The organism is uncultured Roseovarius sp. (genome assembly GCF_947489715.1).
In the GTDB taxonomy this organism is placed as follows: Bacteria; Pseudomonadota; Alphaproteobacteria; order Rhodobacterales; family Rhodobacteraceae; genus Roseovarius.
The window spans coordinates 357,963-381,553 of record NZ_CANLER010000003.1 but is presented as its reverse complement, the minus strand read 5'-3'; the positions used below and the strand labels follow the sequence as shown (position 1 = coordinate 381,553).

Here is a 23,591-nt window from a genome sequence, read left to right as displayed (position 1 = left end):
TGTGCGCACCAATCGCATGAGAGGCATCATTTTTGCCTGGCCTAGAAAGCGGAAAATCGTTGTTCGAGATGACAGATACATAACTTGGTCGCGACTAAAGGTATCGTATTTTTGACTGAATCGCGTTTGGCAGGAACACGCATACTGGCTTGCTTTTTCAACGTATAAATCCTTGTTCTCACAGCTCTCGTGCCAGAGGGAAAACTCGGCATTCATACGTTTTGCAGCACTCGGCAATATAGGCTCATAGCCGCAGGAAAACGCGATAACCAAATCTTTATGCTGCACGGTGCCCGCGTTTTGCCTTTGCCGGGTTCTTCTCGGGGCGGTGAAATTTTTGCCTCTGGTAAGCCTTCCGGTCTCGGGCTACTCAATTTGAATGTCGCTTCACCTCTCCAGGCTCTCGCTGTCGCATTTCCGGTCGCATAAATCCGCGGTGCTGGAACTGGATGCACGGCCGCTTGCGATTCATGGCCTCAACGGTGCGGGCAAGACCAATATCATCGAAGCTGTGTCGCTCTTTTCTCCGGGCCGGGGGCTTCGGCGGGCCTCGGCGCAGGACATGGCCCGTCGCCCCGAGGTGCTGGGGTGGAAGCTCACCGGCATTCTGCATTCCCTGCACCAGATGCACGAGGTCGAGCTTTTTTCCGAGGAAGGGGCCGCGCGCCAGACCCGGATTGACGGTAAGACCGCGGCGCAGACTGCACTGGGCCGGATCGCCCGCGTGCTTTGGCTGATCCCGGCGATGGACAGGCTCTGGATCGAGGGGGCCGAGGGGCGCCGGCGGTTTCTTGATCGCATGACGCTCAGTTTCTTTCCCACCCATGCCGAGGTGTCGCTGGCCTATGACAAGGCCATGCGTGAACGTAACCGGCTGCTCAAGGATCAGGTGCGCGACGGGCATTGGTACGTCGCCGTCGAACGGCAGATGGCCGAGGCGGGGATTGACATCCATCAGAACCGTCTTGCCGCGCTGGCCCAGATCGCCGACGCGCAGGCGCAGGCTCAGACCGCCTTTCCCACTGCCGAGCTTGAATTGACCCAGACCGAGGGCGCAATGCCTCAGACGGTCCCCGATCTTCGCGATGCGCTGCACGAAAGCCGGTTTCGTGATCTGGCCGCGGGGCGCACGCTGGTCGGGCCCCACCGTGCCGATCTCTACGGTGTCTACGCCGCCAAGGGCGTGCCTGCGCGGGATTGCTCTACCGGTGAACAAAAGGCGCTTCTGGTGTCTCTGATTCTCGCCAATGCCCGCGCGCTGGCGGATGATTTCGGCGCGCCGCCTCTGCTGCTGCTGGATGAGGTCGCCGCCCATCTTGACGCCACCCGCCGCGCGGCGCTCTACGATGAAATCTGCGGGCTCAAGGCACAAGCCTGGATGACCGGCACCGGCGCCGAGCTTTTCGCGGAACTGGGGGGTCGCGCGCAATATGTCGAGGTGACCGAAACGGATGGCGTGTCGTCTGTCACGCAAGGATAAGTGACCAGAAAGCGCGTTACGCAGATGTGTACACAATCCGCGTACACAGTTTACACAGTTGCAACATGGCCGCCGAGTTTTCGAGGTTTCCGCGCGTTGTCCCGTCGGCCACGAAAACCACAAAATATTGTGGTCCGCACGTGACAATCCCGCCGGAAAATCGTATAAAATCGTAAAATAACCAAGGGAAATTCGCATGTCCGAACCCGCCGTGGCGCCCGAAGAATATGGTGCCGATTCTATCAAGGTTCTCAAAGGCTTAGAAGCAGTCCGAAAACGCCCCGGTATGTATATCGGTGACACCGATGATGGTTCGGGCCTGCATCATATGGTTTACGAGGTCGTCGATAACGGTATCGATGAGGCCCTCGCCGGCCACGCCGACCGCGTCACCGTCACAATTCACGCGGATTCCAGCGTTTCCGTCAGCGATAACGGCCGCGGCATTCCTGTGGAAATCCACGAAGAAGAAGGCGTCTCGGCGGCCGAAGTTATCATGACCCAGCTTCATGCCGGCGGTAAGTTCGACAGCAATTCCTACAAGGTTTCCGGGGGTCTGCACGGCGTCGGCGTGTCGGTGGTAAACGCCCTGTCCGATTGGCTGGAGCTGCGCATCTGGAGAAACGGCAAGGAACATATCGCCCGGTTTGAGGGTGGGTTTACGGCTGATCACCTCAAGGTCGTAGGCGATGCCAACGGACGCAAAGGCACGGAAGTTCGGTTTTTGGCCTCTACAACCACCTTTTCAAATCTCGAATACAGCTATGAAACACTGGAGAAACGCCTGCGTGAGCTCGCGTTTCTTAATTCCGGCGTTCGTATCCTGCTGCGCGACGAACGCCCTGCCGAAGCCCTGGAAACCGAGCTGCATTACGAGGGTGGCGTCAAGGAATTCGTCAAGTATCTGGACCGTCACAAATCGCCGATGATGCCCGAGCCGATCTTTATCACCGGCGAGAAGGACGATATCGGTGTCGAAGTGGCGATGTGGTGGAATGACAGCTACCATGAGACTGTGCTGCCCTTCACGAACAACATCCCGCAGCGCGATGGCGGCACCCATATGGCGGGGTTCCGGGGGGCACTGACGCGAACCATCAACAACTACGCTCAGACCAGCGGTATCGCCAAGAAAGAGAAGGTCAGCTTTACCGGCGATGATGCGCGCGAAGGGCTGACCTGTGTGCTGTCGGTCAAGGTGCCGGATCCGAAATTCTCCAGCCAGACCAAGGACAAGCTTGTCAGTTCAGAAGTGCGCCCCGCTGTAGAAGGGCTGATGAATGAAAAACTGTCGGAATTTTTCGAAGAGAATCCAAACGAAGCCAAATTGATCGTCGGCAAGATCATCGAGGCGGCCTTGGCGCGCGAAGCTGCCCGCAAGGCACGTGATCTGACGCGCCGCAAGAATCCGATGGACATGAACTTCCTTAGCAGCAAGCTCAAGGATTGCTCTGACAAGGATCCGGCCAATACTGAGCTTTTCCTGGTCGAGGGCGATAGCGCCGGTGGTTCGGCGCAGACGGGGCGTGATCGACAAACGCAAGCGATCCTGCCCCTTAAGGGCAAGATTTTGAATGTTGAGCGTGCTCGTTTCGACCGGATGCTGGGCTCTCAGGAGATCGGCAATATGGTCATGGCGCTTGGCACCGGGATCGGGCGGGACGAGTTCGATATCTCGAAACTCCGCTACCATAAGATCGTCATCATGACCGATGCCGACGTGGACGGCGCGCATATCCGGACGCTGCTGTTGACGTTTTTCTACCGGCAGATGCCTGAACTGATCGACGGCGGGTACCTCTATATTGCTCAGCCGCCGCTCTATAAGGTCAGTCGTGGCAAGTCCGAGGTCTACCTGAAAGATCAGGCTGAAATGGACGATTACCTGATTGCCCAGGGCACCGAAGATGCCGTGCTGCGCCTTGGGTCGGGCGAAGAAATCGTAGGGCAGGATCTGGTGCGGGTTGTCGAAGAAGCGCGGCAGATCAAGCGTATTCTTGAGGCCTTTCCTACCCATTACCCACGCCACATATTAGAACAGGCCGCAATCGCCGAGGCGTTTGTTTCGGGCCGTGTTGATGCGGACTTGCAAGGTGTAGCCGATGCGATTGCCAAGCGGTTGGATCAGATCGCTTTGGAATACGAGCGCGGCTGGCAAGGGCGTCCGACACAGGACAAGGGCATTCGCCTCAGCCGCAGTTTGCGCGGTGTTGAGGAAGTGCGCACGCTGGACGGGCAGGTGCTTCGCTCTGGCGAAGCCCGCAAGCTGGGGCAGCTTTCCGCATCAGTGCGTGAGGTCTATACGCTACCTGCCTCATTGGTACGCAAGGAACGGTCGCAATTGATTCACGGGCCGGTCGACCTGCTTGATGCGATCCTCAAAGAGGGTGAAAAAGGCCTTTCGCTGCAACGTTACAAGGGGTTGGGCGAGATGAACCCCGATCAGTTGTGGGAAACCACATTGGACCCCGAGGCACGGACATTGTTGCAGGTTCGCATTGATGATGTGGCTGAAGCGGATGACCTCTTTACCAAGTTAATGGGTGACGTGGTGGAACCGCGTCGCGACTTCATCCAGCAAAACGCTCTTAGCGTCGAAAACCTTGATTTCTAAACACTAGCAGGGATGCGCATGAAGCTTTGCGTATCCCGTTTCGCGTCGCGCCGGTGCTATTACACTTGGTGGGATTGAATCGGACAAGGATTGCCTGTTTTCCTGCGCGTAGCTGGCGTGAGATAAAAAGCAATTGTGAAAAATGCTTGTCATATAGTCAGATTAGTTAAAGCGCATCGTAACTTGGTACGCGGATACTCTCCCCGTTTGGTACTATTGGGGCAGTGTCGATATGAAGAAATTTACGAGATTTGAGGTCTGTGGCCTCTACTTCGTTCTCCAACGAGGAGGAAACAGCAGCGTTAACAGGATGCAGTTTCAACTATGTGACGAGGCGTTTTCCGAGCAGCCGATCAAGTTTTCCGCCGAAAGCTACGACGAGTTCTTTCTTGAGGCGGAGGCATATATCGGGATTGAAATAGACGAAGCGAAACGAGCTGAGCTTCGGTCCGAAATGGGCAGCATCAGAAGACCAAACCGGGTGCGCCCTGGTGTCTTTGGCCATTCAGCCAAAAATGGATTTTCGCTCGACTCTGTCAGTATTGCTGTGGGTATGTAGGCGCAGATAACCTGCGAAATTTCGGATAGGTTCGCGGCATTTGCAGCCACGCATTTGTGGCCTGATCATCGGTTCCCACGCGCTTCGATTTTCTTGAAAGCAGCATAGAATTCGAACTCGACGGCCCAATACTGGCTAAGATTGGTTGCGGCGCGGTCCGAAAGCGCCTCGACGGCTGCCGGATTTGCGTGTTTTCGGGCGTTTTCGGGGATTTCAGCGGTATCTATACCGATGTGGTTCAGGAAACCCGATAAGGTGCTGTCCAAATTACTTACATCTATGCAGGCCAGGATATTATCGCGCTCTTCCTCAAGCGTTTGCAGACTTTCAAAGTGGAACGCATAATCTGACCGAAGATGTATGATCGCATTGAACGCGAAATAGGCCGCCGACTTGGTTCGTTCATCGGTCGCATCCAGCGCCTCAGCCAACGCATTTGGAGTATCGAAATAAAGGAACGCCGTCGCTTCGGCTGGGGACCATACCCTGTTGTAGGTTGGCCGGCCCTGCCTGCGCCTGCTTTCAAAAGCAGATATGAAGCGGTCAAACGGATCGCGAAAAGTAAACGCCAGCTTGCGATCTGGTCCGAAGTCTTGGGCGGTTGATGCGACCGTTTCGCGATGGCTCAACAGTTTGATTGGCCGGGTCCATCTGCCCTTATTGTGCCGGATTACTGATTTAAGATAAGTGCCACCGGTTTTTCCCGGATGCAGTACGCAGATCACCGAAGTTTCCTTATTCATATCAGTATCTCTTCGGTCAAAATGCACATGCGGTGCGGGTCTGGTTCACTCAGGTAGCGATAATTTCCCCGCTCTGTCCAGATCAATGTCGTGGGGCCTGCAACATAGATAAAATGCGGTGAAAATGCTTGACGCTTTCGTAGCGGAAATTGGCAAATCATTAACCGCGTATCTGCCATAAGGCGTCGGGGGCGCCTGTATCGGTGGGTAACAAATGTCGCTTAGTTCGAGCTATAAATTCCAAGGTGGGAATTCGGTCGGGTCCGTTATCGGTGCCGATCATTTCGGAACCAATTATTTGTTTCACCATGACCGGGTTGAGGCGGACAGCACATTTCCGCAGGTGATTGACCGTGTTGGTATCGATCTGATCAGATATCCTGGCGGAACCATCACCGAGGAATTCTTCGATCTGGCAAATCCGACGGCCACGGTCCAGCCCAGCACATTCGGCCGGTCGGACAAAACAGTGACCCCTATTCAGGAATTTCTGAATTTCGCACAGCAGTCTGGTTCCGCGGCAGTGATCGTTCTGCCTACTTACCGCTATTTCGACGAAGCAACGCGTCAGATAGATCCTGCGGCAGAGGCAATTATCAAGTCTTTCGTTCGGGCCGTCCTTGCCGGTGATTATGGTGATGCTGTGATCAAGGGTTTCGAGATTGGGAATGAATGGTACCAGACCAAATTTGACTGGAGCGCTGCTGAATTTGGTGAATTTCAAAGCCAGATGGGCGTCTGGATCAACGAGGTCATTCAGGAAGACCCCACCTGGTCAGATGTGGGCGTCTATATTCAGGCTGGACGCGGGGATGATGATAACAATGGTATCGCAGACGATCAGGAGCTTGCAGCGCAATTCACCCAGGAAGAACTGGATGCTGTCGACGGGCTGATTTCGCATTTCTACGCGTCCACCAGTTCAGGCAATCCGCTGATCCTTGGTGGGAATGTCCACAACCGTTTGGATGTCATAAAGCAGCACTGGAATACGTCGGGTGCGAACGGGCTCGATCTTGTGGTTACCGAATGGAATATCGGTGGTGATGGGCCAGATAACACATCGGTCACCGGGTTAATGCGTAACGTGGCACTGTTGAACGTGTTTTCCAACATGATGGAGCAAGGTGTGGACCTGTCCGCGATCTGGACGGCACAGGCGCCTGGTCCGGCTGCGTTGAGCAACAAGGAGGGTGACGACCACCTGACGGCAACGGGCTATCTTTATCGTATGATGCGACGCGAACTGGTTGATACCCAGGCGGTGGATACGATTCAAAACGATGCCGTTTTCGATGCTGACGGTGACAGGATCGGACGCTCATATGTTTTCCAAGGTGAGGACAAGACTGTCATCTACCTTGCTTCGGGTGTCGGTCAGGATATCGATCTGGATGTGGATTTTGGCCATTACATGAAAGCTGGCTCACATGTACACGCCACTGTTTTGGGGACGGCCGCAGGCTCTAACGCAACGGATTACCGTACCGTTGCGCAAATGACTGCGATCAATGACCATGCCATTAGCAACAGCGGTAAGCATACCTTTAACCTTGGTGCTTACGAGGTTGTTCAGATCGTCATCACCACCGGCACGGGGGTAAAACTGTTTGGGGACGATGAAAACGCAACCGATGATATCTTATACGGCAGCGCCAATGCAGATGAGATATGGGGTTTCGATGGTCAGGACAAACTGAGAGGTTTTGATGGCGATGACCTGCTGAATGGTGGAGCGGACGCAGATACACTTGGTGGTGGCGACGGCGATGACACCCTTGAAGGCGGCGCCGGTGATGATCTTATCAAAGGTGGCGACGGCGATGATCATTTCGTGACCGGCGCAGGATCAGATACGGTTGATGGTGGTGCCGGTGAAGATACGCTGGACTATGCATCAAGCGATGCCGGTGTGCGTATCTACGCGCGTGATGGCATGGCCGAAGAAGATGGTAGCGGAAACACTGATAGTTTCTCGAACGTAGAAAATTTTGTGGGCTCGGACTACGCCGATACGATCGTCACGGACAGCACGACCTCTTCTGTAGAAAGTGGCGGTGGCGATGATTTTATTCGCTTTCTTGGGGGGGATGAAACCGATGTTGATACCGGCAGCGGCAATGATTTCGTTCTGGCCGAATTCGGTAGCGCCAATGTCGAACTTGGCGCAGGTAACGACAGATTGCTGTCCTATGCTGCGGAAGTGGCTGTCGATGGAGGTGCTGATGATGACGTCATTTATGGCGGCACGGCGAATGACACGATTGATGGTGGCCAGGGCAACGATACGCTGAGCGGCGGGGAAGGTCAGGACACGTTTGTCTACAGCAGCGATGGTGGCTCGGATGTAATCCTCGATTTCGACACGTCTGAAGACCTGCTTGACCTGACAGACCTCAATATCGCGTTTGACGATATTGACGTTGTTTCAACGGATGACGGAGTCGAGCTGCAAGTCGATGGAGAGAGTATCATCGAACTGCGCTCTGTCGCAGCGGTCGATGTGACGGACGACCTGTTCAGCCTCTAAGCCTGTTGGCTCTCCTTAAGTACGTTTCCTCTGTGATGATGGCGATGTGGCTTCACAGGCAAAAACAATTTGCAACACCTTTTGCTTTCCAGCACGACAGCATTGAAAGTTGTCCAATGTTTGAAGACATTGGCGCAACAATCTCCGAAATAGCGCTGGCGGCGTTGAGATAGCAGCAGGTGAGTGGATGGCCAAAAAGACAATACACTTTCATCTGGGGCCGCACAAAACTGGCTCTACCGCCATTCAACGCGCCCTGCGTGAAAATGCGGCTGTCTTGAGTGCGGATTTTGGCCTGACAAACATTAAAAGCCCGCTCATTCCCAAGGCGGCAAAATTCCTGAATTCTGACCGGACCCAAGATGCTGTGGTAGCTCTGGAAAGCGTCGCCGACCTCTGCGCCGATGCTGACGGAGATTGTATCATTTCGTGCGAGGATTTTTCCGGGTCCATTCCGGGCGCGCGAGGCAAGCGGAAGCTATATCCAAATCTTTGGACCAATCTTGAGGTTCTGGAGAACGTCTTTGCGTCGTATGACCGTCGTTACTATTTCTTTTTGCGCCAACCCGCAGAGTGGGCCAGAAGTGCCTATGTGCAAAATCTAAAGCATCGCCAGAAATTCAGCAGGTTCGATGATTTCGCCAATTTCCTGAACATGGACGAGCTTTGGGACGATGTGATCTCGATCCCCCTGCGTAAGCTGGGAAAATCTTTTGTGATTGTTGAGTATCCGTCTGCCACGAAACAAACTGCTATGCGATCTCTGCTTGCGGCTATTCCGGGTTGTGCAGGGAAAGATCTCCAGACGATTGTTGAGACAACAGCCAATCAAACCGCGAATGATAAGGATATCGCGGTGATGGAGGCGATAAACAGGTCGAGCGCAACGCATGAAGCAAAGAGGCGCGCCAAACTCTCTTTATTCGAACCGAACGATAAAAGAGTACCGGTAGCTATGTCTGCCACGTCGGTCTGGCTGGAAACACCGGACCGGCCCACCGATCTGCCAAAAGCGCTAATGCCGTTGTGGAAACGTGTAGAGAAACGTGTGGCAACACAGGATCAACCTAATCTGATGCCCGATCTAGATGTTGATCTGCGATCCTTGCGGCACCGTATCGTGGACGCCGATGGTGATCTACCCGAAATCAGTCGGGGTAAAATGGTGAACCAGGCGGAAATTCTAACCTTTCGTTTCCGAGGTCAGACAGAGGTCTGTTTTCTGCTGGGGCTCGTCATCAGCTACCTGCGACGTAACACGCCGCATACGCAGCATGCAGCGACACTTTTCCAACGATTATGGAAAGAAGAGTACAAAGTCCTGCTGGGGCTTTTGCCGACAAGATGGCTGATCTCCAGCTTCCAGACATTTCTTGATCATGGGATCAATGAGCATCAGAAAGTGATCGGATCAGGCGCCTATTTCTATGCCAACATGCTAAAGGCATATGAGGCTGAGCGTGCCTTTGAGAGCATGCCGCCGGACGCTGTTTATCCAGATAAGATGCCTAAAACAAAGATGGGGTTTGCCGGGTTGGATCGCTTCAAACTGGGTGGATCCGATCTGATTTTGAACACCAATGCATTGTTGTTGGAGCTGTCTGCCAAAGATCAGGTTGCCGGGCGCGTTGTGTGCGAATTCCTTGCCCGTGCGAAAGCTTCGAAATCCATTTTTTCCAGAATGGATAAAAGTCGCCAGGCGCATGGCATCGACATTAAGCAATTTTCAAATTGCTGGAGCTTTTTTGATGAACCTTAAGCTTGGGCGCAGCGCTGCTTAGATGACCCGAATGACTTCCTTGTCGATGGCCAGCATATATCCGCGACGGGCGATGTTTTTGACCAGTAACTCGCTGACCAACTGATTGCCCAACGTATCACGCAAACGTTTGATCCGGGTCGCCCCTGCGGCCTCTTCGCAGTCAGACGCACTACGACCTGAGATCATACCCTCAATCTCGGCCCCGGACAGGACGTCATCGTCCATCCGCGCTTCGGCCAGTATGGAGAGTGTTTCCATCGCCGCCTCTGTCAACTTGAAGCCCATATTATTCAGATAAACGGTCTTTTCTTCCCGGCTTATCAGCAGCGAACTGACCTGAATTCCCGAGCGTTCGATCTGCGCCATGCGGCGGTTCATGGTGATGAGCATGATCAGAAACACCAGCGCAGCAATCAGGAGAGAGGCAGCAAAGACCAGCAGTACGAAAATCACCATGCGGTAGCTGACAAGCGTTTCAGAAAATGCTGTGCCAGAGAGAGCGAGGATTTCCAATAATTTGATCTCGGCATCTGTGGTCAGCGCATCGTTTTCGACAAAAATACGTTCGACCCGTGCGTTGAATGCATTGGCATCCGGAAGGCTGATGAAAAGCAAAACTGCTGCAAGCACGAGAATCAGGACAACACCAGCCAGGCCGAATACAACGGCTCGGTTTCCGGTGCGGCGTGCGTCGGCGGCAGAATTCGTCAGTTCATGCAAGACCGATCCTTCCCGGCTCTATTGCTTCTTCACAGACAAAACCTTGAGCAATGTAAGCCCTTTTTTCTTGAGCTTCTTTGCCAGCTTTGGCGTGACTGCGGCAATGCTACAATCGCCGCCTACCTGCGCGACATCGTAAAAAAGTTCAAGCGGGTTGTCGCGCTTGGCTTTGTATTCAACCGAACAAGCAGCATTTGCCGCCTGGGCACCAAGCAAAAGGGTCACGACGATAACGGGGGTGATCAATACACGTCTCATGGCACGAACATGCGCGACCGCTCGCAGCTATTCAATAACAACTGAGGTAAAAGGCCCCTGAATTCCCCTGTTATTAGATAACATTGTGTCGATATTGCCTGTCTTTCGATACTGACCCCATCCTCGGATCGTAATTCATTCTCCGCCCCCAAGGAGAATCCAAACCCAAAAGGTTCGAGAGGAAAGCCAATGAAGTATCGTAAATTCATAGCGGTTATTCTGGCAACCGCCGTTGCTATAACCGGCCTGACAGTCGCGCCCGCACGTGCATCAGAAAACGATCTGCTCAAGATCCTTGGCGGTGTTGCTGCGATAGCAATCATCGGATCCGCGATTGCCAAAAACAAAGACAGAAACGATGACGTCACGCGACGATATGATTACTACACTCCCAAACCGAGGCACACACAACACCATCGTCCAAGAACCAGACATCATGGTCACAAGCATCATGGCCATAAGCACCATGCCAATTGTGGTCACCGGATTGACAACAAGCGCCGCCACCATCGCAACGACCATTATGCACGTCCCCTTCCCAAGCGGGTACAGGCCAAGCAGTTGCCAGCATCCTGCCGGGTTCACGCGCGCAATCGCCACGGTGATTTCCTAGCCTACAGCAATTGGTGCCTGCAAAGAAAATACACGCATATCAGATCGCTTCCGGGGCGCTGTGCGACAAGTGCGCGGGTGCTGCACAACAACAGACGTGCCGTTGTTTACAATGATCGCTGCCTAATCAAAAACGGATATGCTGCCGCTAATTACTGAATGACCTGATGCTGGTGTGTTAAGGAAGGGCGCGGCCCTTCCTTTTTGCATTCCCAGACCGCATGTGTTTTGACACGAGCATGGACGGTCCAGATTATTCTTTTGAAATACGCGCACATGAATCCGGCGCAGCCCTTGTTGCAGGTGTGGATGAGGTCGGTCGTGGCCCACTTGCAGGGCCGGTGACTGCCGCTGCGGTTATACTGGACCCGACATGTATCCCGAAGGGTTTGAACGATTCAAAGCGCTTGCCTGCCAAGCGCCGGAACGAATTGAATACTCAATTGATTGATTGTGCTGATGTCTCGATCGCCCATGCAAGTGTTGAAGAGATTGACGAGCTGAATATCTTACGCGCCTCGCATCTGGCGATGGAGCGCGCGATAGCCGGATTGCGACAAACACCGGATTTGGCCCTGATTGACGGCAATATGATTCCAAAGGGTTTGGCTATTCGCGCCCAGACCATCATAAAGGGAGACGCGATTTCCGTCTCGATTGCTGCGGCGTCGATTGTCGCGAAAACCTGCCGTGACCAGATCATGTGGGATTTGGCGCAACAGTATCCGGGCTATGGGTGGGAAACAAATGCGGGCTATCCGTCAAAAAGACACAGAGAGGCGCTCCAAAATCTTGGTGTGACCCCACACCATAGACGTTCCTTCAAGCCGGTCCACAATATCTTGTATCAAGAAAATAACTAAGCTTTTGATTCAAAAAAGAAATTGACGGCGAATCAGCTTTGAATCATCTTTGAACCCAACGATCCAGAGCGCCGAAGCGCCAGGGACAGAGGCAGAAAATGACGACCAAAAGCAAAGCAAAGGGCGCTGTTGCGCTCCCGTTGAACACGATTCTTTCCGGCGACTGCATCGACGTGATGAACAGTTTGCCGGAGGCAAGTATTGATCTGATTTTTGCCGATCCCCCATATAACTTGCAGCTTAAGGGTGATCTGCATCGCCCCGACAACAGCCAGGTGGATGCGGTTGATGACGCTTGGGATCAGTTTTCGTCCTTTGAGGTGTATGACAGATTTACCAGGGGCTGGTTGAAAGCAGCGCGCCGATTGCTGAAACCCAACGGCGCGATTTGGGTGATTGGTTCGTATCACAACATTTTCCGCGTTGGCGCTGCATTGCAGAACGCCGGGTTCTGGATTCTGAACGATGTGATCTGGCGTAAATCGAACCCGATGCCCAATTTCCGTGGCAAGCGATTTACCAACGCGCATGAAACGATGATCTGGGCCAGTAAAGAAGAAGGTGGAAAATACACTTTCAACTACGAAGCTCTTAAGGCACTGAATGAAGGTATCCAGATGCGCAGTGACTGGGTGCTGCCGCTCTGTACGGGCCATGAGCGCCTGAAGGATGAAAAGGGCGACAAGGCGCATCCAACGCAAAAGCCCGAGTCGCTTTTGCACCGTGTTCTGGTCGGGTCCACAAATCCTGGCGATGTAGTGCTGGATCCGTTTTTTGGCACCGGCACAACAGGCGCTGTCGCCAAGATGCTGGGTCGCAATTATATCGGGATCGAACGGGAAGCGGCCTATAGAAATGTCGCTGAAAAACGGCTTGCAGCCACGCGCAAATACGACCGGGAGGCATTGCAGGTATCCGTCAGCAAGCGGGCAGAGCCGCGCGTGCCTTTTGGCCAACTGGTTGAGCGCGGGATGCTGCGACCGGGCGAAGAGCTTTATTCGATGAACAAGCGGCACAAGGCCAAAGTTCGTGCCGATGGCACGTTGATCGGTGACGATATCAAGGGTTCCATTCATCAGGTTGGCGCTCATCTCGAAGGCGCGCCAAGCTGTAACGGGTGGACTTACTGGTGCTTCAAACGCGACGGAAAGACTGTTCCGATAGATCTGCTACGTCAGCAAATCCGCGCAGAAATGTCGAACTGAAAGTTTTAAAGGACACCGCCGGTGCTTGTGGTCTGACTTCCACGTGCACTACTTACCTACCCCGCCATATTGGCGGGGTTTTTTTGTCGCTACTGTAGAAATTGTTTTTTCATGCCAGCTGTCGCGACAGATTTTTCCACAGGATTCTGCCCGAGTTTCCGTTTGAAAATTTCCAGCACTTTGGTTTGTGGCTGGTCGTTCTTGTCAATGACCTGCAATCCAGCGGCTCTTGCCTTTGCCCACATGAATGGTGAAGGCCAGCCTGAAATAATAACAATGGCGACATCACGGAATTTCGGTTCACGCGACAATTCCTGAGCGAAATCAGAACCGTTCCCGTCGGGCAGGTTATTGTCACAAAGGATGATCGAATAACGATTACGTGCCAGTGCGTGCCGTGCGGCGTCCAGCGTATCGGCAAATGCCAGGTCGGCACTGATCCGCGCGCCCGCTACTGCACGTTTAATCATCTTTTGATCGAAAAGGCTGTCTTCGATGACAAGGCAATTCATTTTTTGAGTCATATTCTGGACCGCGCACCTTTTTCTTCGATTTATGCGAGGGTTACACAAACGATTTAAACAAGGCTTAATCAGGGCGGTGGCGGGAACGCTCAAAACGATTAGAATGCTATAGATCGCCGCAATATCAAAGCGGCCAAAAGACCAATATGGCCGGGATAGATACGGCGACGACCAAGACTTCCAACGGTAATCCCATGCGCCAGTAATCTCCAAAACTATAGCCGCCGGGGCCAAGGATCAGGGTGTTGTTCTTGTGTCCTATGGGCGTGAGAAAGGCAGAGGATGCAGCGACTGCAACGGCCATCAGGAACGGGTCCGGCGAGACCTCCAGTACTTGTGCCATCTGTATGCCAACCGGTGCGGCAACGATGGTTGTCGCGGTATTGTTGAGAACGTCCGACAAGCTCATCGTGACGATCATCAGAACGGTCAGAATGGCCCAGGGAGGTAAGTTGCCAGTCAGCGCGATCAAGCTGCCTGCGATCAGCTCGGTCCCACCCGAATTTTCCAACGCCGCGCCCAACGGGATCATCGACCCCAAAAGCACAACGACGGGCCATTCGATATGGGTGTAGAGCTCGCTCAACGGTACGATTTTGACAAGCACATAGCCGATCACGACCAAACCCAGTGCAATTGGCAGGTAAATCAGCCCCACGCTGGCCGCCAGCACAGCCGCAGCAAAGAGACCGATGGCAAGCCACGTCTTGCTGTTTTGGGTGACGGCCAGACCGCGATCTGCGAGCGGCAGGCATCCCAGCCAATCTGTCACAACGCCGCCAGTATCCTTGGGCACCAGAACCAGCAGTATGTCGCCGGGTTGTACGATGGTTTTGCGCACTTGCTGCGTGATCTTCTTACCTTGTCGGGAAATGCCCATTAAAACAGCATGATGACGCCAGTGTAGCCCAATCGACAGAACCGTCTTGCCGGCGACCCGAGCCTCTTTTGGCACCACGATTTCGATGATGTCCAACCCTTCCCCTGCCGCTTTAAGTTTGCTTTCCCTTTCTTCATCGGAAAAGGCCAGCGACAGCGCCGTTCGGAATTCATCCAAAGCGTCCGGGGTAGATTCGAGCACCAGAACATCACCGACCTTGAGTACGGCGTTGCGTGATGTGCCATAACGGCGTTTGCCGTCGCGGATCAGGCCCAGAATGGCGATATCAGTTTTTTGAGCGACCTCTTCCAACTCGAAAAGCCGCTTGCCGATATGATCCGAGCCTTCAGGCACGGTAAGTTCGGCAATGTATTGGGCGATTTCTGAGGCACTAAGCGCGGCATCTTCGCGTTTCGGGATCAGGCGCCACCCGATTAATGCCACGAAAACCAGCCCGGCCAGTGCTGTCAAACCGCCCACCGGGGCAAAATCGAACATCCTGAAAGGTTCGCCAAGGGCATCTTCGCGGAACGAGGCGATGATGATGTTGGGCGGCGTGCCGATCAGCGTTGCCATGCCACCAAGGATCGTCGCAAAGGAAAGGGGCATCAGGCTAAGCCCCGGAGATCGTTTCGCTTTTCGCGCGGTCTGGACATCCACCGGCATGAGTAAAGCCAAGGCTGCGACGTTGTTCATGAAGGCCGATAACAATCCACCTACGGCCCCCATCAGGGCGATGTGCCCGCCCAAAGCCCGACCGCTGTCGATCAACGTGCGGGTGATCAGGAAGACCGCGCCGGACCGGACAAGCCCCGCGGAGACAACCAATACCAGCGCCACCACGATCGTGGCCGGGTGACCAAAGCCTGAAAACGCGTCCTTGGTGTCGACGACGCCCAGCACGACCCCTAGCATCAGGGCCGAAAACGCAACTAGATCATAGCGATAGCGGCCCCAAAGCAGGAAGCCAAAGACCAATCCGAAGAGGCTGAAGAGAAGTATCTGATCGGTTGTCATGCGGTCCTTTCGCTGTCACCTGAACCAATCGTATCTGCACGCCAAAAGCAACCGGCTTGCGAGCGGACCCGCCACTGCCGTATAGAGGCGAAAATCCTGAGGACTTATCGGAGGCACGCATATGGCCGGCCACTCAAAATGGGCGAATATTCAACACCGCAAAGGGCGCCAGGACGCGGCACGCTCAAAGCTTTTCTCTAAACTTTCCAAAGAGATAACCGTTGCCGCCAAGATGGGCGACCCGGATCCCGAGAAAAACCCGCGTCTGCGTCTGGCGGTGAAGAGCGCCAAGTCGCAGTCGATGCCCAACGACAATATCGACCGCGCGATCAAGAAAGCGACGGGCGGGGATGCTGAGGATTACAAGGAAATCCGATATGAAGGATATGGGCCCGGCGGGGTGGCGGTGATCGTCGAGGCGATGACCGATAACCTGAACCGGACGGCCAGCAATGTGCGGTCGACCTTTACCAAGAACGGCGGCAATCTGGGTGAGACCGGATCGGTCGGGTTCATGTTCGAACGCAAGGGCGAGGTGACCTATACCGCGGAAGCCGGTGATGCTGACACGGTGATGATGGCCGCGATTGAGGCTGGGGCAGAAGATGTGGAATCATCCGAGGATGGCCACACGATCTGGTGTGCCGATACCGATTTGAATGACGTATCAAACGCGCTTGAGGCCGAGCTTGGCGAGTCGGAAGAGACCCGGCTGACCTGGAGGCCCACCACCAGTACGGAGTTGGATCTGGAAGGAATGCAGAAGCTGATGAAGCTGCTGGATGCCCTGGACGATGACGACGATGTGCAGCGCGTCACGGCCAATTTCGAGGCCAGTGACGAGGTGATGGAGCAGCTTTGAAACGATCCGGCAAAACGTAAACTCCGTACGGAATGTACGCCCGAAACGTACGTAACCCGGGGTCGGGTTGGCGCGGTGTGTACGGAACGTATGTTTTGGCTGGATTTTGACCGGCAGATAGGGGAGGGCGCAGGCGATGCAGGCAGCGATTGCCGGGTTCATTCTAGGCTTTTCCCTGATCCTTGCCATCGGGGCGCAGAATGCGTTTGTCATCCGGCAGGGCCTTCGGCGCGAACATGTCTTTGCCGTCTGCCTGACCTGCGCCCTGTCCGATGCGATCCTGATCGCTGCCGGTGTCGCCGGATTTGGCGCGCTGGCCGAGGCTGTGCCGTGGCTGGAACAGGCGATGCGCTACGGCGGGGCAGCATTTCTGATCTGGTACGGCGCGCGCAACCTGCTGGCGGCATGGCGCGGCGGTGAGGTACTGGATGACGCGCGCGGCACGGGCAACCTGCGCACCGCGCTGATTACCTGTCTGGCGCTGACCTGGCTGAACCCGCATGTCTACCTGGATACGGTTGTCCTGCTCGGATCGGTTTCGGCGCAATATGCCGAGAAGCTGAATTTTGCCATCGGGGCAATGACAGCGAGTTTTGTTTTCTTCTTCGGGTTGGGCTACGGCGCGCGCGTGCTGGACCCTCTGTTCAAGAAGCCGGGTAGCTGGCGGGTGCTGGACCTGATCGTGGGGCTGACCATGTGGGCGATCGCGGCCAAGCTGATCATCGGCTGAGGTGCTTGACGCTTAGGGCGCGCCACGCGTGCTGGAAGAGACGTCTCGTGGCCCTCAAGAGATTAAGACAATTCGCCATCGAAAAAGCAGCGACCCAAGGTCTTCAGCCTGGCGTGGATTGTCCGATCAGGTCCCGAAGCCAAACACCAAGTTTTGCGGCTGACAGGACCGTTTCCTGGTTATCGCCGAAAATGACGCTGTTTGGCATGCCGGCAAACTCAGCCTCTTGCGGGTCCTGTACAATCGTTTGTCCGCCCATGTCGTAGATCACCTGGGCGCCTCTCATCCCGTCTTTTAATGCGCCTGAGAGAACCACTGCGATGGCTCTGTCCCCGTATTCGGCAGCGAGCGTTATGAACAAGGCGTCAATCGAGGGGCGGAACCCGGAATTCCGCACAAGCTCGGACAGGTGAACCTTGCCGTTCCGGAAAAAGGCATGCGTCGCGCCAGGAACGATGTAAATCCAGCCTTTCTTCAACTCTTCACAATCTTCGACTTTCTTGATGGACAGAGCGCTGGCCTGCTTCAGAACCTCGGTGAGTTTGGACGCGGGTTCGCTGTGCACGGCAATGACAATCGGGGCATCAAGATCAGAGGGCAGCATTGCTATCAGATCCTTGATCGCAGCAAGGCCACCAGCGGAAGCGCCAATCGCAACCACATAGTCCGGATGATCTAAGGTTGCTGTGCGCCGTTCCCACTCGCTCATGAAGGGAAAGTAGAGATATTGACGCTTCGCCACAAGAGCCCTTGAGTGGCGCGGTTAAGCGTTTGGATCAAGCTCATGAATTGATTGCGCAAAATGGAAACCTTCCGGAAAATCGGCGTCATGTGCCACCCGGAGAACCCGCGAATGCCTGAAGAGTTCCACGCGCCGGGCTGAGTAGACCGCATTGCTGCTGTCCTAAAGCGTTTCCAGTTCACATTGAATCGCTTGTTCGCTGCTTCTCGCCATGCTCGAACGCAAAAAGCGATGATGCTTGTTTCAACGAAAACTGGAAACGCTCTAGACGCCCAGATATTTGCCGGTGACGTCGGCATTGAGCGTTGAAAAACTGCCATGCCAGACAGACTGACCCTTTTCGAGGATCACCGCGGTATCGGCGACTGCCGACAGCTCTTTGATGGATTTGTCGATCACCAGCAGGGCCATGCCGGTTTCGGCCTTGAGGCGGGCGATGGCGGCCCAGATTTCTTGCCGGATGACGGGGGCAAGGCCCTCGGTCGCTTCGTCAAGGATCAGAAGGCGGGGGTTGGTCATCAGGGCGCGAGCGATGGCAAGCATTTGCTGTTCGCCTCCCGAAAGTGACGCTGAAAGCTGGTCCCGACGTTCGGCCAGCGGCGGAAAGAGCCTGGTAACGGCGGCAAAGTCCCACTCGCCCGGGCGGGCCGCCGCGATCAGGTTTTCGAACACGGTCAGGTTGGTGAAACAGCGCCGGCCTTCGGGCACAAGGCCGATGCCCAGCCGTGCTGCGCGATGCGCCGGCAGGGTGCCCAGATCATGCCCGTCGAACAGCGCGGTCCCATCGCGATGCCGGAGCATGCGGCAGATGACCTTGACCGTGGTGGTCTTGCCCATGCCGTTGCGCCCCATCAGGGCCAGCACCTGACCATCCGCAATCTTCAGGCTGACATCGAAAAGCGCCTGGCTGGGGCCGTAGAAGGCCGAGATGTTTTCAAGGCTGAGCAGGCTCATGTCAGGGTCTCCTCACCCAGATAGGCGCTTTGAACCCTTGAGTTCTGCCTGATCTCATCGACCGATCCGGTGGCGATGATTTCCCCGTAGACCAACACGCTGATCCGGTCTGCCAGTTTAAAGACCGCATCCATGTCATGTTCCACCAGCAGGATCGGCGCCTTGTGCCTGAGCCCGTCCAGGAACCCCATCAGCCGATGGGAGCCTTCAACGCCAAGGCCCGCCATCGGCTCGTCCATCAGGAACGCGCTGGGAGAGAGCGTGAGGGCAATCGCGACCTCCAACTGGCGGCGCTGGCCATGTGACAGTTCTGAGGTACGGGTGTTCTGGAACGCCTCAAGCCCGACCTGTTCCAGTGCGTGCCGGGCGGCGTGCAGCAGGGTCTTGTCCTGCATCGCCGGGCGGAAGAACCGGAACACGCCACCCTGCGCCCCAAGTGCGCCGAGCGTGACGTTTTGCAACACCGTGTAATCCATCGCCAGCGACGAAATCTGGAACGTGCGCCCCATGCCCAGACGTGCGCGGGCGGCGGTGGGCAGGTGGGTCACGTCGTGCCCGTTGAAGTGTACGCTGCCGCTATCCGGGGGCAGCTCGCCCGTGATCTGTTTGATCAGGGTGGATTTTCCGGCCCCGTTCGGGCCGATCAGCGCGTGGATTTCGCCGGGGTGCAGATCAAGGGTGATGTTGTTGCTTGTTGTCAGCGCGCCGAAATTCTTGCTGAGACCGCGAATGTCGAGGACCGGATCAGTCATGCGCCACCTCGCGGCCTGCTATCAGGCCGTAAAGGCCGCCGCGCGCGAAAAGGACCACGCCCAGCAGGATCGCGCCCAGATAGATGTGCCAATAGGGGCTGAGCCCGCCAAGGATATGTTCCAGCAGGATGAAAAGAACTGCGCCCGCCACCGGACCGAAGACGCGCCCGACGCCGCCAAGGATGACAAAGACCATGATTTCACCAGAGGTCTGCCAGGAAAACATCGACGGGCTGACAAAGCGGTTGAGGTCGGCAAAAAGTGCGCCCGCCAGCCCGGTGATGGCCCCCGACAGGGTGAAGGCGACGAGGTAGAGCCGATAGGGTGTCTGGCCGATGGCGCGCACGCGTTCGGGGTTCTGGCGGGCGGCGCCCAGCATCAGGCCAAAGCGGGACCGCGCGGCGCGCCAGACGAAGAAGAGCACCAAGAGCAGGAGTGCGTAGCAGATCGCGTAGAACTGGATCGGGTCCATGGTGTTGAGGCCGGGAAAGCCGTTGCGGATGTAGATCGACAGCCCATCCTCGCCGCCGTAAGCGGGCCAGGAGATGGCGAAGTAGAACAGCATCTGGGCAAAGGCCAGCGTGATCATGATGAAATAGACCCCGCTGGTGCGTAGGGATAGCGCGCCGATGGCAAGGGCCAGAAGGGCCGAGAGAATGATCGCCACCAGCCAGATCACCGGCATGGAGGTCGTGCCGTCAAGCGCCAGCGGCCATGTCATCAGCGGTGTGTAGTTTTGCGCGTGAAAGGCAAGAACGCCCATCGCATAGCCGCCGATGCCGAAAAACGCCGCATGACCCAGGCTGACCAGCCCGCCAAATCCAAGCGCCACGTTCAAGCCGATGCCGGCAATGGCAAAGATCACGGCGCGGGTAGTGAGGGTGATCAGAAACGGCTCATCCGCGGCCCAGGCCCAGAGGGGGAAGGCCAGCAGGAGCGCAAGAAGGGCTGTGTTGAGGGCGGTTTCCTTGCGCATCTTATGCCACCCCGAAAAGGCCCTTGGGCCGGAAGAGAAGCACGCCTGCCATCAGGATATAGATCGACATCGAGGCGAGCGACGCGCCGATTGACGTGGCCGAGGATGCGTCCATGAACAGGCCGAAGAACATCGGCAGAAGCGTGCGGCCCAGGGTGTCGGTCAAGCCAACGAGGATTGCCCCCACAAGTGCCCCCTTGATCGACCCGATACCGCCGATCACGATGACGACGAAGGCGAGGATCAAGACCGGCTCTCCCATGCCGACCTGTACGGACTGGATCGCCCCGATGAGAGCACCAGCGAACCCGGCGAGCCCTGCGCCGAGGGCAAAGACGAAGGTGTAGAGCAGCGAGATATTGACGCCAAGGGCACCGATCATCTCGCGGTCGTTTTCGCCGGCGCGGATGCGGATGCCGATGCGGGTGCGGGCGATCATCCAGAAGAGACCGGCGGCGATGACAAGCCCCGTGAGGATGATGGCGAGGCGGTAAAGCGAATATTCGATCCCGAAGGGCAGCGACACCGTCCCCGCAAGCCAATCCGGACGGTCGAGGAAAAGCGGGAAGGAGCCAAAGACCCAACGTGTGCCTTCGGAAAAGATCAGGATGAGGGCAAAGGTGGCGAGCACCTGATCGAGATGGTCGCGGGCATAGAGCCTGCGGATGACAATGATTTCGATCAGGACGCCCGCGAAGGCAGCGAAGATGACGCTGGCGGCAAGCGCCAGCAGAAACGACCCGGTGGCGGCCGCTGCCGCTGCCGCTGCAAAGGCACCGATCATGTAAAGCGAGCCGTGGGCGAGGTTGATCAGACCCATGACACCGAACACCAGCGTCAGGCCCGATGCCATCAGAAACAGCATAATGCCGAATTGCAGCCCGTTGAGTGCCTGCTCGATGAAAAGAATAAGCGACATTGCCGTTTCCGTACCCCCATTGGCCTTGCTAAAGCCGGGGCGCGTGGTGTCAATTCTTATCGACCACCCATCGCTTTCTGGTTGTCCCGTGGGGCAAAGAAAAGCGGCGCGCAAGGCATCTTGCGGCCGCTTTGCAGAATTGGTGCTGTCAGGCGATCAGCGGTCGCGGAACTGTGCCTCGCGTTTTTCGGTGAAGGCGGCCATGCCCTCTTTCTGATCTTCGGTCGCAAAGAGCGAGTGGAACACGCGGCGTTCAAAGAGCAACCCTTCGCGCAGGGTCATCTCGTAGGAGCGGTTCACGGCCTCTTTGACAGCCATCGTGGTGATCATGGATTTCTCGGCGATCTTGTGGGCCGCCGATGTCGCCTCTTCCATCAGTTTCTTGGCCGGGACCACGCGGCTGACAAGGCCGGAACGCTCGGCCTCTTCGGCATCCATGAAGCGACCTGTCAGGTTCATGTCCATCGCCTTGGACTTGCCGACAAAGCGCGTCAGGCGCTGAGACCCGCCAAGGCCTGCCATGACGCCCAGATTGATCTCGGGCTGGCCGAATTTGGCAGTGTCGGAGCAGATGATGAAATCGCACATCATCGCCAATTCACAGCCACCGCCCAGCGCATAGCCCGACACGGCGGCAATGATCGGCTTGCGGATGCGCATGATGGCGTCCGCCTCGGGGCCGAAGAGATCGTCACCGAACACTTCGACAAAGCTTTTCTCGCTCATCATCTTGATATCGGCCCCGGCGGCAAATGCCTTTTCCGAGCCGGTGATCACGATGCAGCGCACCTTTTCGTTCTCCTGCGCCTCGCTCAATGCCGTTGCCAGCTCGGTCAGGAGCTGGTCATTCAATGCGTTCAGCGCATCGGGGCGGTTGAGCTTGATGAGGGCGACGTGGTCTTCCAGTTCGACGATGATCGTCTCAAAGGCCATGAAATCTGCTTTCGCTTGTTCCAGTCAGGACCGTTTTCTTATCACCCTTATCGGGGGGTTCAACCTATCTTTGACATAGAGGGCAGTAGAAAGAGGATCGGCCCGATTGGGTGATACGCGCAATGATGCGGGTACAACCGGGGGTGCGGCAGGGGTGCCCCTCGCGGTCGTAAACGTCGAAACGGTGTTGAAAATAACCTAATTCACCATCGGTTTGGCGGAAATCACGCAAGGAAGAGCCACCCGCCTCGATCGCCTCTGCAATCACAGCGCGAATGATCGGAACAAGGGCTGCAACACGGGCAGCAGATATCTGCCCAGCGCGGCGTTTTGGCGAAATTCGGGCCCGGTAGAGCGCCTCGCAGACGTAAATATTGCCCAGCCCCGCAACGATTCGCTGATCCAGCAGGGCGGATTTGATCGGGGTATTCTTACCCTTGAGTGCCGCTTGCAGATAGCTTTCGTTGAAGGCATTGCCCAGTGGTTCTGGGCCCAGTTTGACCAGCAGCGGATGCTGGTCGGACGTGGCCGTTTCCATCAGGTCCATCGCGCCAAAGCGGCGCGGATCGTTGAAGGTGATGCGCGCGCCATTGGCCATGTGCAGGACTACGTGATCATGTTTTTCAGGCGCGGGGTGATCATGCAGGAACTGCCCCAGCGGATCACCCGAAATCAACATCCGCCCCGACATGCCCAGATGAACAAGCAGGGTTTCGTCGCTGGCAAGGTCGGCAAGGATGTATTTGGACCGCCGCCGCAGGCGCAGCACGGTCTGGCCGGTCAGGCGCGCGGCCATGCGCGGCGGGAAGGGCCAGCGCAGATCGGGGCGGTTGATGTCGGCGCGAGCAATCTGCACGCCTTCCATCGCGGGGGTCAATCCGCGGCGAACCGTCTCAACCTCTGGCAATTCAGGCATTTCGACCTTTCCTTTGTGTGAAAACGGCGCATTGTCACCG

At 56.0% G+C, this 23,591-nt stretch carries 22 protein-coding genes; 9 read left to right on the top strand and 13 right to left on the bottom strand.

What is annotated here, in order from left to right:
* The first annotated feature begins 379 nt into the window (after positions 1–379).
* The 3 genes from recF (at position 380) to Q1B27_RS11385 (ending at position 4,653) form a co-directional block, all read left to right on the top strand.
* Positions 380–1,480: a DNA replication/repair protein RecF gene (recF, locus tag Q1B27_RS11395; protein WP_299847557.1), complete on the top strand. Its 1,101-nt coding sequence runs from the start codon at positions 380–382 to the stop codon at positions 1,478–1,480.
* 196 nt (positions 1,481–1,676) lie between these two features.
* Positions 1,677–4,094, top strand: a complete 2,418-nt coding sequence (gene gyrB / locus Q1B27_RS11390; protein WP_299847555.1) for a DNA topoisomerase (ATP-hydrolyzing) subunit B — start codon at positions 1,677–1,679, stop codon at positions 4,092–4,094.
* A gap of 232 nt (positions 4,095–4,326) precedes the next feature.
* Positions 4,327–4,653, top strand: a complete 327-nt coding sequence (locus Q1B27_RS11385) for a hypothetical protein (protein WP_299847553.1) — start codon at positions 4,327–4,329, stop codon at positions 4,651–4,653.
* 65 nt (positions 4,654–4,718) lie between these two features.
* Here Q1B27_RS11385 and Q1B27_RS11380 read toward each other — a convergent pair whose 3' ends face one another.
* On the bottom strand, positions 4,719–5,396 hold the full coding sequence (locus Q1B27_RS11380) for a sulfotransferase family 2 domain-containing protein (RefSeq protein WP_299847551.1): 678 nt from the start codon (positions 5,394–5,396) through the stop codon (positions 4,719–4,721).
* A 214-nt stretch (positions 5,397–5,610) separates the two neighbouring features.
* On the opposite strand from Q1B27_RS11380, the gene Q1B27_RS11375 reads away from it, so the two are divergent.
* On the top strand, positions 5,611–7,926 hold the full coding sequence (locus tag Q1B27_RS11375) for a calcium-binding protein (RefSeq protein WP_299847549.1): 2,316 nt from the start codon (positions 5,611–5,613) through the stop codon (positions 7,924–7,926).
* 187 nt (positions 7,927–8,113) lie between these two features.
* Complete coding sequence (locus Q1B27_RS11370; RefSeq protein ID WP_299847547.1) at positions 8,114–9,685, top strand: hypothetical protein; 1,572 nt, start codon at positions 8,114–8,116, stop codon at positions 9,683–9,685.
* 18 nt (positions 9,686–9,703) lie between these two features.
* Here Q1B27_RS11370 and Q1B27_RS11365 read toward each other — a convergent pair whose 3' ends face one another.
* The 3 genes from Q1B27_RS11365 to Q1B27_RS11355 all read right to left on the bottom strand — a co-directional run bounded on the left by Q1B27_RS11365 (position 9,704) and on the right by Q1B27_RS11355 (position 11,266).
* Complete coding sequence (locus Q1B27_RS11365; protein ID WP_299847545.1) at positions 9,704–10,408, bottom strand: hypothetical protein; 705 nt, start codon at positions 10,406–10,408, stop codon at positions 9,704–9,706.
* A gap of 18 nt (positions 10,409–10,426) precedes the next feature.
* The gene (locus Q1B27_RS11360) at positions 10,427–10,654 is read right to left on the bottom strand and encodes a hypothetical protein (protein WP_299847543.1); all 228 of its coding nucleotides are present in this window, start codon (positions 10,652–10,654) and stop codon (positions 10,427–10,429) included.
* A gap of 282 nt (positions 10,655–10,936) precedes the next feature.
* Positions 10,937–11,266: a hypothetical protein gene (locus Q1B27_RS11355; RefSeq protein ID WP_299847541.1), complete on the bottom strand. Its 330-nt coding sequence runs from the start codon at positions 11,264–11,266 to the stop codon at positions 10,937–10,939.
* A gap of 251 nt (positions 11,267–11,517) precedes the next feature.
* On the opposite strand from Q1B27_RS11355, the gene Q1B27_RS11350 reads away from it, so the two are divergent.
* The gene (locus Q1B27_RS11350; RefSeq protein ID WP_299847539.1) at positions 11,518–12,141 is read left to right on the top strand and encodes a ribonuclease HII; all 624 of its coding nucleotides are present in this window, start codon (positions 11,518–11,520) and stop codon (positions 12,139–12,141) included.
* A 98-nt stretch (positions 12,142–12,239) separates the two neighbouring features.
* A complete protein-coding gene (locus Q1B27_RS11345; protein ID WP_299847537.1) occupies positions 12,240–13,346 on the top strand; it encodes a site-specific DNA-methyltransferase in 1,107 nt (368 codons plus the stop codon).
* A gap of 89 nt (positions 13,347–13,435) precedes the next feature.
* Here the strand turns inward: Q1B27_RS11345 and Q1B27_RS11340 are convergent, their stop codons facing one another.
* Both Q1B27_RS11340 and Q1B27_RS11335 read right to left on the bottom strand, forming a co-directional pair.
* A complete protein-coding gene (locus Q1B27_RS11340) occupies positions 13,436–13,870 on the bottom strand; it encodes a response regulator (protein ID WP_299847535.1) in 435 nt (144 codons plus the stop codon).
* Between the two features lie 124 nt (positions 13,871–13,994).
* On the bottom strand, positions 13,995–15,767 hold the full coding sequence (locus Q1B27_RS11335; protein WP_299847534.1) for an SLC13 family permease: 1,773 nt from the start codon (positions 15,765–15,767) through the stop codon (positions 13,995–13,997).
* A gap of 121 nt (positions 15,768–15,888) precedes the next feature.
* On the opposite strand from Q1B27_RS11335, the gene Q1B27_RS11330 reads away from it, so the two are divergent.
* Both Q1B27_RS11330 and Q1B27_RS11325 read left to right on the top strand, forming a co-directional pair.
* The gene (locus Q1B27_RS11330; protein ID WP_299847532.1) at positions 15,889–16,629 is read left to right on the top strand and encodes a YebC/PmpR family DNA-binding transcriptional regulator; all 741 of its coding nucleotides are present in this window, start codon (positions 15,889–15,891) and stop codon (positions 16,627–16,629) included.
* Between the two features lie 136 nt (positions 16,630–16,765).
* Positions 16,766–17,359 carry a LysE/ArgO family amino acid transporter gene (locus Q1B27_RS11325; RefSeq protein ID WP_299847530.1) on the top strand — a complete coding sequence of 198 codons (594 nt, stop codon included), beginning with the start codon at positions 16,766–16,768 and terminating at the stop codon, positions 17,357–17,359.
* A 103-nt stretch (positions 17,360–17,462) separates the two neighbouring features.
* Here Q1B27_RS11325 and Q1B27_RS11320 read toward each other — a convergent pair whose 3' ends face one another.
* From Q1B27_RS11320 to mutM, 7 genes are all read right to left on the bottom strand, one after another.
* Positions 17,463–18,101: a chemotaxis protein CheB gene (locus Q1B27_RS11320; RefSeq protein WP_299847528.1), complete on the bottom strand. Its 639-nt coding sequence runs from the start codon at positions 18,099–18,101 to the stop codon at positions 17,463–17,465.
* A 264-nt stretch (positions 18,102–18,365) separates the two neighbouring features.
* Positions 18,366–19,055 carry an ABC transporter ATP-binding protein gene (locus Q1B27_RS11315; RefSeq protein ID WP_299847526.1) on the bottom strand — a complete coding sequence of 230 codons (690 nt, stop codon included), beginning with the start codon at positions 19,053–19,055 and terminating at the stop codon, positions 18,366–18,368.
* Entirely contained in the window at positions 19,052–19,807 is a 756-nt protein-coding gene (locus Q1B27_RS11310; protein WP_299847524.1) for an ABC transporter ATP-binding protein, read from the bottom strand. The genes Q1B27_RS11315 and Q1B27_RS11310 overlap by 4 nt, the downstream gene beginning before the upstream one ends.
* The gene (locus tag Q1B27_RS11305) at positions 19,800–20,783 is read right to left on the bottom strand and encodes a branched-chain amino acid ABC transporter permease (RefSeq protein ID WP_299847522.1); all 984 of its coding nucleotides are present in this window, start codon (positions 20,781–20,783) and stop codon (positions 19,800–19,802) included. The genes Q1B27_RS11310 and Q1B27_RS11305 overlap by 8 nt, the downstream gene beginning before the upstream one ends.
* A gap of 1 nt (position 20,784) precedes the next feature.
* Complete coding sequence (locus Q1B27_RS11300) at positions 20,785–21,702, bottom strand: branched-chain amino acid ABC transporter permease (protein ID WP_299847520.1); 918 nt, start codon at positions 21,700–21,702, stop codon at positions 20,785–20,787.
* Positions 21,703–21,858: 156 nt separating this feature from the next.
* A complete protein-coding gene (locus tag Q1B27_RS11295) occupies positions 21,859–22,635 on the bottom strand; it encodes an enoyl-CoA hydratase (RefSeq protein ID WP_299847518.1) in 777 nt (258 codons plus the stop codon).
* A 64-nt stretch (positions 22,636–22,699) separates the two neighbouring features.
* Positions 22,700–23,551, bottom strand: coding sequence for a bifunctional DNA-formamidopyrimidine glycosylase/DNA-(apurinic or apyrimidinic site) lyase (mutM, locus tag Q1B27_RS11290; RefSeq protein WP_299847516.1), 852 nt, complete (start codon positions 23,549–23,551; stop codon positions 22,700–22,702).
* Between the last annotated feature and the right edge of the window lie 40 nt (positions 23,552–23,591).

Coding starts and splice junctions, on each gene's coding strand:
- recF (WP_299847557.1), top strand. CDS start 380: ATGTCGCTTCACCTCTCCAGGCTCTCGCTGTCGCATTTCCGGTCGCAT.
- gyrB (WP_299847555.1), top strand. CDS start 1,677: ATGTCCGAACCCGCCGTGGCGCCCGAAGAATATGGTGCCGATTCTATC.
- Q1B27_RS11385 (WP_299847553.1), top strand. CDS start 4,327: ATGAAGAAATTTACGAGATTTGAGGTCTGTGGCCTCTACTTCGTTCTC.
- Q1B27_RS11380 (WP_299847551.1), bottom strand. CDS start 5,396: ATGAATAAGGAAACTTCGGTGATCTGCGTACTGCATCCGGGAAAAACC.
- Q1B27_RS11375 (WP_299847549.1), top strand. CDS start 5,611: ATGTCGCTTAGTTCGAGCTATAAATTCCAAGGTGGGAATTCGGTCGGG.
- Q1B27_RS11370 (WP_299847547.1), top strand. CDS start 8,114: ATGGCCAAAAAGACAATACACTTTCATCTGGGGCCGCACAAAACTGGC.
- Q1B27_RS11350 (WP_299847539.1), top strand. CDS start 11,518: ATGGACGGTCCAGATTATTCTTTTGAAATACGCGCACATGAATCCGGC.
- Q1B27_RS11345 (WP_299847537.1), top strand. CDS start 12,240: ATGACGACCAAAAGCAAAGCAAAGGGCGCTGTTGCGCTCCCGTTGAAC.
- Q1B27_RS11340 (WP_299847535.1), bottom strand. CDS start 13,870: ATGACTCAAAAAATGAATTGCCTTGTCATCGAAGACAGCCTTTTCGAT.
- Q1B27_RS11335 (WP_299847534.1), bottom strand. CDS start 15,767: ATGACAACCGATCAGATACTTCTCTTCAGCCTCTTCGGATTGGTCTTT.
- Q1B27_RS11330 (WP_299847532.1), top strand. CDS start 15,889: ATGGCCGGCCACTCAAAATGGGCGAATATTCAACACCGCAAAGGGCGC.
- Q1B27_RS11325 (WP_299847530.1), top strand. CDS start 16,766: ATGCAGGCAGCGATTGCCGGGTTCATTCTAGGCTTTTCCCTGATCCTT.
- Q1B27_RS11315 (WP_299847526.1), bottom strand. CDS start 19,055: ATGAGCCTGCTCAGCCTTGAAAACATCTCGGCCTTCTACGGCCCCAGC.
- Q1B27_RS11310 (WP_299847524.1), bottom strand. CDS start 19,807: ATGACTGATCCGGTCCTCGACATTCGCGGTCTCAGCAAGAATTTCGGC.
- Q1B27_RS11305 (WP_299847522.1), bottom strand. CDS start 20,783: ATGCGCAAGGAAACCGCCCTCAACACAGCCCTTCTTGCGCTCCTGCTG.
- Q1B27_RS11300 (WP_299847520.1), bottom strand. CDS start 21,702: ATGTCGCTTATTCTTTTCATCGAGCAGGCACTCAACGGGCTGCAATTC.
- Q1B27_RS11295 (WP_299847518.1), bottom strand. CDS start 22,635: ATGGCCTTTGAGACGATCATCGTCGAACTGGAAGACCACGTCGCCCTC.
- mutM (WP_299847516.1), bottom strand. CDS start 23,551: ATGCCTGAATTGCCAGAGGTTGAGACGGTTCGCCGCGGATTGACCCCC.